Origin of the sequence: Streptococcus sp. HMSC072C09 (assembly GCF_001813105.1) — a bacterium.
In the GTDB taxonomy this organism is placed as follows: Bacteria; Bacillota; Bacilli; order Lactobacillales; family Streptococcaceae; genus Streptococcus.
In genome coordinates, this window is the sequence record NZ_KV811488.1 from 124,432 (window position 1) to 133,782 (window position 9,351).

General features: G+C 36.8%; 11 protein-coding genes and 3 pseudogenes. 10 read left to right on the forward strand and 4 right to left on the reverse strand.

Features of this window, described 5'->3' with window-relative positions; all coding sequences use genetic code 11:
* Nucleotides 1-116 precede the first annotated feature (116 nt).
* Genes HMPREF2893_RS03010 through HMPREF2893_RS03020 form a run of 3 tightly spaced genes read right to left on the reverse strand, consistent with a single transcriptional unit; the run spans nt 117 to nt 2,445 of the window.
* Complete coding sequence (locus tag HMPREF2893_RS03010; RefSeq protein ID WP_023917887.1) at nt 117-833, reverse strand: ABC transporter permease; 717 nt, start codon at nt 831-833, stop codon at nt 117-119.
* Nucleotides 830-1,645, reverse strand: a complete 816-nt coding sequence (locus HMPREF2893_RS03015) for an ABC transporter ATP-binding protein (protein ID WP_070674161.1) — start codon at nt 1,643-1,645, stop codon at nt 830-832. Before HMPREF2893_RS03015 ends, HMPREF2893_RS03010 begins: the two co-directional genes overlap by 4 nt.
* A complete protein-coding gene (locus HMPREF2893_RS03020; RefSeq protein ID WP_186822238.1) occupies nt 1,642-2,445 on the reverse strand; it encodes a MerR family transcriptional regulator in 804 nt (267 codons plus the stop codon). The genes HMPREF2893_RS03015 and HMPREF2893_RS03020 overlap by 4 nt, the downstream gene beginning before the upstream one ends.
* 357 nt (nt 2,446-2,802) lie before the next feature.
* On the opposite strand from HMPREF2893_RS03020, the gene HMPREF2893_RS03025 reads away from it, so the two are divergent.
* The 3 genes and pseudogenes from HMPREF2893_RS03025 (at nt 2,803) to HMPREF2893_RS03030 (ending at nt 4,573) form a co-directional block, all read left to right on the forward strand.
* On the forward strand, nt 2,803-3,369 hold the full coding sequence (locus tag HMPREF2893_RS03025; RefSeq protein WP_070674167.1) for a hypothetical protein: 567 nt from the start codon (nt 2,803-2,805) through the stop codon (nt 3,367-3,369).
* A gap of 142 nt (nt 3,370-3,511) precedes the next feature.
* Nucleotides 3,512-3,703, forward strand: a pseudogene (locus HMPREF2893_RS11190) (hypothetical protein); the annotation flags it as partial.
* Nucleotides 3,704-3,766: 63 nt separating this feature from the next.
* Nucleotides 3,767-4,573, forward strand: coding sequence for a hypothetical protein (locus HMPREF2893_RS03030; RefSeq protein ID WP_070674170.1), 807 nt, complete (start codon nt 3,767-3,769; stop codon nt 4,571-4,573).
* 30 nt (nt 4,574-4,603) lie between these two features.
* On the opposite strand, the gene HMPREF2893_RS03035 is transcribed toward HMPREF2893_RS03030, so the two are convergent.
* A complete protein-coding gene (locus HMPREF2893_RS03035; RefSeq protein WP_003011613.1) occupies nt 4,604-5,623 on the reverse strand; it encodes a hypothetical protein in 1,020 nt (339 codons plus the stop codon).
* Nucleotides 5,624-5,742: 119 nt separating this feature from the next.
* Here HMPREF2893_RS03035 and HMPREF2893_RS03040 point away from each other — a divergent pair, with 119 nt between their 5' ends.
* The 7 genes and pseudogenes from HMPREF2893_RS03040 to HMPREF2893_RS03070 all read left to right on the forward strand — a co-directional run.
* Complete coding sequence (locus HMPREF2893_RS03040) at nt 5,743-6,249, forward strand: YfbM family protein (protein ID WP_070674173.1); 507 nt, start codon at nt 5,743-5,745, stop codon at nt 6,247-6,249.
* A 31-nt stretch (nt 6,250-6,280) separates the two neighbouring features.
* Nucleotides 6,281-7,132: a CbrC family protein gene (locus tag HMPREF2893_RS03045; protein ID WP_070674176.1), complete on the forward strand. Its 852-nt coding sequence runs from the start codon at nt 6,281-6,283 to the stop codon at nt 7,130-7,132.
* A gap of 18 nt (nt 7,133-7,150) precedes the next feature.
* Nucleotides 7,151-7,633 (forward strand): annotated as a pseudogene (locus HMPREF2893_RS03050) (hypothetical protein).
* A 17-nt stretch (nt 7,634-7,650) separates the two neighbouring features.
* A complete protein-coding gene (locus HMPREF2893_RS03055; RefSeq protein ID WP_070674179.1) occupies nt 7,651-8,205 on the forward strand; it encodes a hypothetical protein in 555 nt (184 codons plus the stop codon).
* 103 nt (nt 8,206-8,308) lie between these two features.
* The gene (locus HMPREF2893_RS03060; protein WP_070674183.1) at nt 8,309-8,719 is read left to right on the forward strand and encodes a DUF7668 domain-containing protein; all 411 of its coding nucleotides are present in this window, start codon (nt 8,309-8,311) and stop codon (nt 8,717-8,719) included.
* Between the two features lie 11 nt (nt 8,720-8,730).
* Nucleotides 8,731-9,168 carry a hypothetical protein gene (locus tag HMPREF2893_RS03065; protein WP_070674186.1) on the forward strand — a complete coding sequence of 146 codons (438 nt, stop codon included), beginning with the start codon at nt 8,731-8,733 and terminating at the stop codon, nt 9,166-9,168.
* Nucleotides 9,169-9,183: 15 nt separating this feature from the next.
* Nucleotides 9,184-9,351 (forward strand): annotated as a pseudogene (locus tag HMPREF2893_RS03070) (N-acetyltransferase); the annotation flags it as partial.

Sequence of the window (9,351 nt, forward strand, 5' to 3'; positions counted from 1 at the left end):
CTAAAAATGAAGAGAACACCAACAGATGATTTTTTGTTGGTGTTCTCTTCATTTGATTTTACGATCTATCTCGCTTTTGCTTTAAAGTAAAAGCTGGCATGGAATTATTCAGGCATCTAGTTAGATTTTTGTTTATTCAACAGGAGGATAGATGATATTATTGCAATGCAAGATACAAGAATCAGATACCAAAGATTTTCAAGACCAAAACCATGATCTAGCATCAAGCGGTATCCCCAAGAAGCGGGGAAAAGACGCCCGATTGCTTGAAGAAAATCAGGCAGTAAGGTGATGGGAAACATGATTCCTGAGAGCATAATTGAGGGTAAAAATACAAGTTGCGCTATCATGGTCAGCTTTGCTTGATTTTTTACAGTAAGGCCCAGTATACTTCCGATACTCAACGATACAAAAATGTAGATGGCAAGCGCGAGAAAGAATAAGGGAAATTGACTTGGTAGACTTGCTTTAAATAAAATTGGAGCAAGTAGTAGGATCACTATGCAAGTCATTATCAAATGAACAAAGGCAGAGAGAACTATGGTCACCAATCCTAAATGAATAGGCACACCATTTGCTTTATAAATCTTTTTTATGTCGCTTCCGTATGTTTCAATCAAGGAAGGCGGTAAACCGAGAAAGGCTCCCATTGAAACACTCATGACAATCATTGACTGTATAAGTGTGCTACCCATTTCAGGCATAACGGAAGTAAAAATACCACCCATGAGAAGAAAGAAAATAATCGGTACAATATAGTAAGTAACCAAGAGAGACTTACTTCGTATGTCCAATTTCCACTGTAATGTTAGGCTATATAAAAAACCATTCATTCCAAACCCCTCCTTGCCATTTCAATGAAATGCTGCTCCAGTGTTCCACGATCTACCTTAATATCCGATATCTGGATATTTTTTTGTTTGCATTCCTCCAATAATGAAATTAAGCTATCCTCAATCGTATCTGTTTCATATGTGTCCTCCCCTGCCTGGGTCTTTAAATGGATGAAATATTTTCTTCCCAACCTGTCTGTCAGTTCTGAAGGAGTACCACAAAAGACAATCTTTCCACTATTCAAAATAGCAATGCGGTCACATAGGGTTTCAACTTCGGCCATATCGTGGCTTGCCAAGACGATTGTCTTTTCCTGTGATTTGAGCTTTCGGATTTGTTCATGGAGAGATAGTCGTCCTTCAACATCAAGTCCCGCTGTCGGTTCATCGAGAAAAATAATATCCGGGTTACTGATAAGTGCAAGAGCAAGATGTAATCTCCTTTTTTGACCGGTGGATAATTCTATGTATTGCGACTGTTCAATTTCTTTTATTCCAAGGGCCTTTAGCATAGCATCATCAATGTATGTATGATTCCATTTTGCAAAGAGCTTTATGGCTTCCATTGGTTTGATGTGGACGGGTAGAGAGGAGAACTGTAGTTGAATTCCGGTTTTCCCATTTACAACTATAGTGCCTTCGTCATATTTTCTCAGACCTTCGATACATTCAAGCGTTGTTGTTTTACCAGCTCCGTTCACTCCGAGCAGAGCAAAGATTTCTCCTTGTTTGATTTGAAAATCGAGACCACTAAGAACCATATTGCTACCATAACTTTTCTTTAATCCAGAAACCTCTATTGCGTTTTTCATGGTTCTACCTCCTCAAAAGGATTTGTTCCAAGCCTTGAAAAATAGACTTGTAGGGCGGGTCCTATATAATCATTGACGATTTTTTGCTTTTCTTCCCAAGCGTTTGAGGCGGTATCAATAGTACCAACTTCCATCAACTTAGGAAGCATGCTCATATCACCATTTGTAAACTCCATAATCAAGCCCCAGTATTCTTTCACAACCTGTTGGCTTTGTTCGCTTTCAGCTGGTACGTTTTCTTTTTGAAGCTCTACGATTTGATCACTTAGGCGGTTCAATCTGTCCATAAAGTCAAGTCCGCTTTTCTTGTCAAATCGACTGCGTATCTGGTCGAGTGTATTATCATCAAAGCGCTTAATGAGAGAGTAGGAGTCATTCTTCATCTGTAGATTGACGATGATGTCTGCATACTTCTTAAAATTGACCGTCTGTATTTGTAAAACTTCTGCCTTTAACTGCTCTATTGCGACCAAAGAATCCTTAAGTTGTTCTATATTTTTACGAAGAACATCTGCCTGCTCCGTAAGAGCTTTAGCAACATCATCAGGTGTTTTCAAAGAGATCAAACGCTCCTTGATATCCTTGAGAGAAAATCCCAGTGATTTTAAAGACAATATCTGATGGAGCAGTACTAAATCTTTATCGGTATAAAGCCTGCGACCTCCCTCACTTTCTGCCGATGGGGAAAGTAGCCCCTCTTTATCGTAGTATTGTAGAGTACGGATGGTAACGCCCATTTTCTTAGCAAGTTCCCCAACTGTCATAAATCCTTCCGGAATTGCTCTATATTTAGCCATCATTACCCACCTCCTCATACCTATTATACATCGTTACGTAAGGTCATGAACAAGGATTTTTAATAAAATTTAAACTGAAAAGCTTTTAGCATTAATGAAGAATCTCATAAAAAATATAGACTTGATGAATTGGTGAGCTTGTTTTCTATTTCAAAAAGTTATTTGGTCCAATAATAAATATCTGATATGTGAGTGGAAACGTGTTATAATTGACGATGAGATAAGAGGAGGTAAGCTGGTGAAATTTTTAGCAATCAATCCTATTTAGTAAAAAAGAATGCTTGAATCTCTATCCTCACGTGTTGAGTATATTAGTTTGCTAAAAAACTATCATCTATCCAAATATTGGAAGGATTAATGATGTATCTATTAGAATTGTACCAAAACAATTATTCAAAGGATTTAGTCTTATTTGAGACTTTAGAAGAAGGACGAGAATTTGTAGCTCAAATCCCTGGATATACTCTAGAAAACGAGGATAGTTTTGATGTGGAGTATTTGAATCCAAAAAATCTACCGGATTATATGGAGATTGTCTTCAATGGAAATATTGTCCCTTTATCTAGATTTTCGTTTAATTCTGAGGAAAATGTGGACATTATTTGGAAAGAAATTTCGAATCTATCCGTTAAAACCGATAAAATGATCGAAGGAGCTACAAAAGTAGATGCATATGTCGTGAATAACGATGAAGTGAAAGCTTATGTCGAAGCACGAGAAGCAAACTTCCGCAAGGCAAAAGCATTCCTAGAAAACAAAGGGTATGAAGTTGACAGAAGCTTTCTCGGAAGTGAAGACGGCGAAGCGATTCTCTACAGAAAACGCGGCACCGAAGATTGGCACTTCTTATGCCACTTAGACCCGCTGTTTGTAGAGATTGAAGATGTCGAAGAATATGTGAAAGAAGCGATGGAAGATATTCAATAGTCAAACAAAGTTCTTTGTGAGTGTATGCCACTGCTTGAGTAGACGGATTGAGCAGTAAAGAGAAACATATAGCACTATCTAGCTTCTTAAGGAGAAATATCTATCATGAAAATGGAAATCAGGAAAACCTATCTTGTAAAATAAGATTATCGCATTAATTCCTCAAGATATGATTAAACGGATTCCATTTTTTGTTAGAAAACATGCTATTACTCATACTATTAAGAGAATCTCTCTTTAGTATCCGGAATTGTACGCTGTAGCTGAACAAGAAGGCCAACTTCCTGAAAAGGAAGCTCAAGAATTGCGCCAAATTCTTACAAATATTTTCTAAGAGAAAATGAACAATCATAAGATTAAATAAGCTTTGAGATTTAATAAGATATAGGAGTTGAGTATGGCTATTGATGGCGTTAAAATCATTGACAGTGATCAAGGTTATGACATTTACAATGAAGTAGTCGGTCGCTATAGAGACGGTGAACAGGTAGCGAACATTATAAAGGATATCCTCGATGAGGAGAAAGATTACTGTCAAACAGACTTTTTTACAGAAATTTATTGGACTGCTCTTGCTTATTCACTTTGGAAGATTGGTCACCTGACAGACGATATCAGAGATAAAACCTTGGAGCTTATCAAAAAAGGGGCTGATCCATTTTGGTTGGAAATAGATTCAAAGGCTTTGAAGCAAAGGCAAAAGGTCTTGGATAAACTTGCTATCCAGTTGCAAACTGAAAATCCTAGACCTCTAAAGGTCACTAAAGCCAAAACTATACGTAAACCTTATTTTGAAGAAGGAGATTTCCTTACTGTTAAGTTCCAAGATGAGTATGGTCTTGTCTTTGTATCTATGGTTGAGCAGAGTCCTAGAAAGCTTGAGTATCATTTGGCTTGGACACGCCTCTTACAAACCAAAAAGCCCTCCATCGATGATTTTTTGACCAGTCAAATCTCCTGTAAGATGGACAATACAAAGTTTGCTCTCGTTACAGATTGCTGGTTCAATCACAAAGATTTAGGGCAATTATTAGAAAATATTGAAAAAATTGGACAGGTGAAACTTAAACCTTTTAGAATTTGGATGTTAGCACCTGCCCAAAATTTAGAAGATATTTATGAAGAAATCACTAGAGATAAAGGTTCCTCTGGCCTTCGATTCATCGAAACCTATAAACTTGTCGACGATATTTTTCCAGTTTAATGCTTATGTGATAAAGGGGGAAATGGTGAATCATTCCCACATGCTATGCTGGGCTCTGACTCCATAGCTATCAATCGAACCATCTGAATTGAACTTGGATTCAATCCGGTATCTTTTCCAGAGGTCGTAATCTGCTGTTTGGATAGTTAGGATAAAGTTGGTATCTTTATCAGAGACGTTATAATCAGCTGGATTGACTTCAAAGATATCGATTAATTTTCGTGTTTGAAAATCTTGGAGCTTGAGATTTGCTAGCTTGACATGATTGATGAAAATTTTTTCTAGTTGCTTGCTATCCTTAGGTGTTCTGTAATAGGTGATGACGCAGTTTTTAAGTTGATCAGTATCTTTTCCTGTAGGAGTAAGGCTCATAAAGCCAAAGGACTGATTATCCCGCTTGACTTCTAGAAGCTGACCGTAGTAGAAGTGGTCGTTCTTGGGATTGGTGATGGAGCTCTCTGCGCCTTTATCTCCAAAGGTGAAGCCTTGGTCTAAAAGCTCGGAAACCTTAGTCTCCCCGACAATGACAGTAGTATCTTGAATGGTTACTGGAACTGGTTGAGCTGGAAGACCACTCATCATCATGCAGAACATAAAAACATAACTTGTTAAAAAAGCTGTCCCGATAACAGCGTTGGTTGATGCATAGACATGACTGTTATGAAAGTTTTTGCTTATAGCCAGTACAACAAATTTACCAATACTTTTTAAAACCGTACTAACAAGTACGATGAAAAATTGTTTTTTCAAACATTCATAAATGGCTTGAGGAAAGCTATTACTATGATAGTAGAGGACAGCCAATACGAGTAGATTTACGATTAAATAGATCAGTAAGAACCAATGAATCTCTTTAAGGGCATTAGCATCAGTGATTTCTTCATAGTCAACGTGAATTCTACCTTGAACAGCATGGCCAAGTTTGTAAATCCATTTGGGAATGTCTTTGCCTTTTTTAACCGCAACTACAAGTCTGATATAGAGGTAGATAGTAAAGGATAAGGATAGAAAGAAAAGAGCATAAAAACCCAAAACAATACTAGTGAACATTACTATTTCCCTTTATTTAACATTCAATAAAACAATTTCTTAGCTCCATTATAGCATTTTCTATAGAAATAGAGCTAGAAATATCAGTATTATCCTACAAGATTCAAAGGAGAAAAATCATGGGAATGATTGCCAATTATCAATATTTACCAGACAATGAATTAGAACAAATAAAAGCTCTTTCTAACCAAGAAGATGACTTGTTAGACTTTGCTGAGGACTCCGCTGACACTCATGATATCATAATAGATATCGACAAAATGTGGGATGCTCTTCTCTTTGTCATGACAGGATTTAGTAGTTCAGAATTTTTGGATGGCAATCCCTTGAGAGAAGCTGTTTTAGGGGTGACTCCTCTAGAGGATGTATCTGAATATATCGCCTATACTGAAAAATCGAGAATTGCGGCTATCAGTCAAGCTTTAGAAGAATTTGATATGGACAAGGCTTTGAAAGACTTTAGTATGGAAGCATGCAAGAAAGCCGACTTGTATCCTGATATTTGGGATTATCTTGAGGAAGAGGAAGAAATCAAGGATGACATTTTAACCTGCTTTGTAAATATGAAAGAGTTTTACAAAAATATTCTGGAACTCAATGGAAATGTCCTAGTCACTATTTGTTAAGGTTTTTATATTCCATTAGAAAGGTAGTCCCATGAATCCATTTCTAGAAAAGTATATTACTTTAAAAAAGCAATACCTGGAACAAGATGGAAATTCTTCCAGTGTTGCGGAACTCTATGATTTGGCTGATGAATTAGCTAAGTCTGATGATTTAGAAGCGAAGAAAGTCTTAGTTGATCTCTATGAGCAATTGGGTCTCTACACTAGTGCCTATAGCTTATTTACCGAAATTTTAGATAAACCAGACCGAAAACAATTAAAGAAACTGAGCCGTTTACAAGAAATGAGTCAGAGTCATGGCGATCGTTTTGCCCTTCCTCGTCCTCTAAGAAAAGAAGAGAAGAAGCAAAGACAGGACTTGTTAAAAAACTTGCCTCATTTTCTCTATCATCCAGATCCCTTAGCTACAGGTTCATTTGTTGAAGGAGAAGCCAAGCTTTGTCCATCTTGTGGGAAAGAAAGTAATGTTTATTATGCTCTTAGACCCTATAGTATTGAAGAGATAGTACATCTCTGCCCAACTTGTATTGCAAACGGTCAAGCAGCTAAGAAATTCGATGCAGAATTTATACAAGATGCCGAGTGGAAGGGTGAATTGGATCCAGAAAAGAATCAGCTGCTTTTTTGTCAGACCCCAGGCCACTCTAGTTGGCAGGGAGAATATTGGCTTTCTTGTTGCCAAGATTATTGTGCTTACTTGGGTACAGTTGGAACTCGAGAATTGAAGGATATGGGAATCGCTGAGCAAGTCTTGGCAGACTATGAAGCGCGTGAAGAATATCAAGAGGTAGAAGACTTTTTAGTCAAAGACGGGTCTATCTGTGGGTACTTGTTTAGATGTCTCCATTGTCAAAAATACCAGATCTGGGTTGATGCAGATTAAACCGGAATGTGATTAGCTATGAAAATCAAAGAGAAGACTATGGAAGAACTAGAATTATTCGAAGATGCCTCCAAAGATTTATTAGATACTATGCAGGGATTTAAAGACAATCTATCTGTTCGATTTCCCCTATTAGATAGTGATAACTGGCAGTATGATAAGGGATCGATAAAAGTTTGTAAAGCTGATGACTCAGGATTCAAAAAAAGATGTAGGGTCGGAATCAGCTACAACTTGAAAGTCTCCCTATTAAACGAAGATGCCGAGCAAATCTGGTTACTGTTCAAAGGCTGATTCAATGCTAGCAGATTGAGTCTAGTTGAAAGAAATCCTAATAATGAAGATTTGGGAAGATATGTCTTCTCAGCAAGTTCCCCTCTAGGTGATCAGGTAGATTGTTCGATTTATTTGCCCAATGAGTGGAATATCCCTCAGATTAGCTTATCGGGCTATCTAACAGCTCGCTATAGGGCTTGTGATCTTGATAAATTGCAAGAATAAGATGGAGGTTTTTAGAGATGAGAAAGATTAATTGGGACAAGATAAAGACTCGCTTAGATGCCTTGCTAGTCATTGACGAATATCTGACAGATCCGAGTGAGGATTGGCTCAGACTCGTGATTAAGACTGAGGAAGACTATGGAGTCCGCTATCTTATTGATAATGGATCTGGTGATTCTTTAGATGTGATTTTGACTGATAAAATGATCCTTATAAAAGGCTTTGATCATGAAAGTAGTTTAAGCCAGTTTGGTGCTGACGAGTGGAATCAAGATATCATCGATAGTTTTTATAAAGGACTGGATGAAAAGTATGTCTCACTTTATTCAGAAGAACAAAAAGATGAAACAACCTTCTTTATCTGGTATGACGGTCACGCGCATCAACAGACTTACCAAGATCAGGATGGCGGAGAATGGTTGCTATCTTACCTCTTTGATAGCTTTGAGAGATTTCATGAGTTTGTGACTGACTATTATGAAATTACCGTAGATGAAGCCTTGTTAAGTAAACTATACAATCATGGATATCTTTCAGAAGTAGAATTGGAGCAATTAATTCATAATTCCTAGATTAGATAAAAAATAAGGCTTATTCTTATTTGGATAGGCCCTTAAAGCGATGGGATAAGTACATCTCAGTAAACTAATATGTACAGTGAGAAAGGATTTCCCTATGGGATTTTTCGATAGATTTAAAAAGAGAGATGATAGTTATAAAAGAGAAAAAGTTATAGAGGTTATCACAAATATTTTAAAAGATATTCACTTAAAAAATTATGAAGATATAAAGAATTATGTTGACGAATCTGAGATTGACGATTTAAATGAATTCTTTGGATATGTTGAAAAAACACTTGAATTAAATGATTTTGACACGATTGATGAATATGGAGTGGCATGTAATTTCCATCCACCTTATGAGTATTCTCAATTGGAGATTTATGATTATAATGACCATTCTGGGTTTGCCGTTGACTATGAGATGACTTCTAATTCAGAATTAGTGGATATGACCCTTCAATTAGAATTTTTATATACCAAAGATGGCTATAAGGTGAGATTTCTTAATATTGATTCAGATTAGTAAGGACCCCCATGTTAAAATCGAATAAGCTAATTATTTTTTTAATTTCCCTACCTTTTCTGATGGTTATTATTTTCTATTTGCGTAATGGGCATCCTAGATATAGTGATGATAGTAATTTCATCAGAAATCATGAGGCTGCTATTAAGAGTGAGATCATTACACAGTTAGCCCAGGAAAAGCAGGGCATAGAGTCTGTTACCTTATTGCCAAATACTGCTAGGGGAGAGTATGATAATGGTGGTGATGTGAGCGGACATTACCATATCTATTTTACAGCCTACGTCAATCATAATCGCGAACGAACGATAAGCGTAGAACTATTCTTCCCGGATGCCAGCATTCCTCCTTTTACCTTGTTTCCTCCCAACCCTTATAAAGACAAAGGCAAAAAGATGTCCAATTGGTTGATGGGGAATATTGAAGTATCGGAAGAAACCTCTAAATAGAAATAAGAACAAGTAATGATGAATAGAATAGTAGATGATCAGATCACTCTTATTCCTTATTATAGAAATGATGCCATCTCCCTTCTTTGGTATCAGGATAGTGAGGTTTGCAAACAAGTGGATAATACTGATCAGATTTACGATGTAACAAAACTTCATAAAATGTATGATTACCTAACTTCA

What these genes read in the sequence shown, in the direction of transcription:
- HMPREF2893_RS03010 (WP_023917887.1), bottom strand. Translation starts at nt 833, where the DNA reads ATGAATGGTTTTTTATATAGCCTAACATTACAGTGGAAATTGGACATA.
- HMPREF2893_RS03015 (WP_070674161.1), bottom strand. Translation starts at nt 1,645, where the DNA reads ATGAAAAACGCAATAGAGGTTTCTGGATTAAAGAAAAGTTATGGTAGC.
- HMPREF2893_RS03020 (WP_186822238.1), bottom strand. Translation starts at nt 2,445, where the DNA reads ATGATGGCTAAATATAGAGCAATTCCGGAAGGATTTATGACAGTTGGG.
- HMPREF2893_RS03025 (WP_070674167.1), top strand. Translation starts at nt 2,803, where the DNA reads ATGTATCTATTAGAATTGTACCAAAACAATTATTCAAAGGATTTAGTC.
- HMPREF2893_RS03030 (WP_070674170.1), top strand. Translation starts at nt 3,767, where the DNA reads ATGGCTATTGATGGCGTTAAAATCATTGACAGTGATCAAGGTTATGAC.
- HMPREF2893_RS03035 (WP_003011613.1), bottom strand. Translation starts at nt 5,623, where the DNA reads ATGTTCACTAGTATTGTTTTGGGTTTTTATGCTCTTTTCTTTCTATCC.
- HMPREF2893_RS03040 (WP_070674173.1), top strand. Translation starts at nt 5,743, where the DNA reads ATGGGAATGATTGCCAATTATCAATATTTACCAGACAATGAATTAGAA.
- HMPREF2893_RS03045 (WP_070674176.1), top strand. Translation starts at nt 6,281, where the DNA reads ATGAATCCATTTCTAGAAAAGTATATTACTTTAAAAAAGCAATACCTG.
- HMPREF2893_RS03055 (WP_070674179.1), top strand. Translation starts at nt 7,651, where the DNA reads ATGAGAAAGATTAATTGGGACAAGATAAAGACTCGCTTAGATGCCTTG.
- HMPREF2893_RS03060 (WP_070674183.1), top strand. Translation starts at nt 8,309, where the DNA reads ATGGGATTTTTCGATAGATTTAAAAAGAGAGATGATAGTTATAAAAGA.
- HMPREF2893_RS03065 (WP_070674186.1), top strand. Translation starts at nt 8,731, where the DNA reads ATGTTAAAATCGAATAAGCTAATTATTTTTTTAATTTCCCTACCTTTT.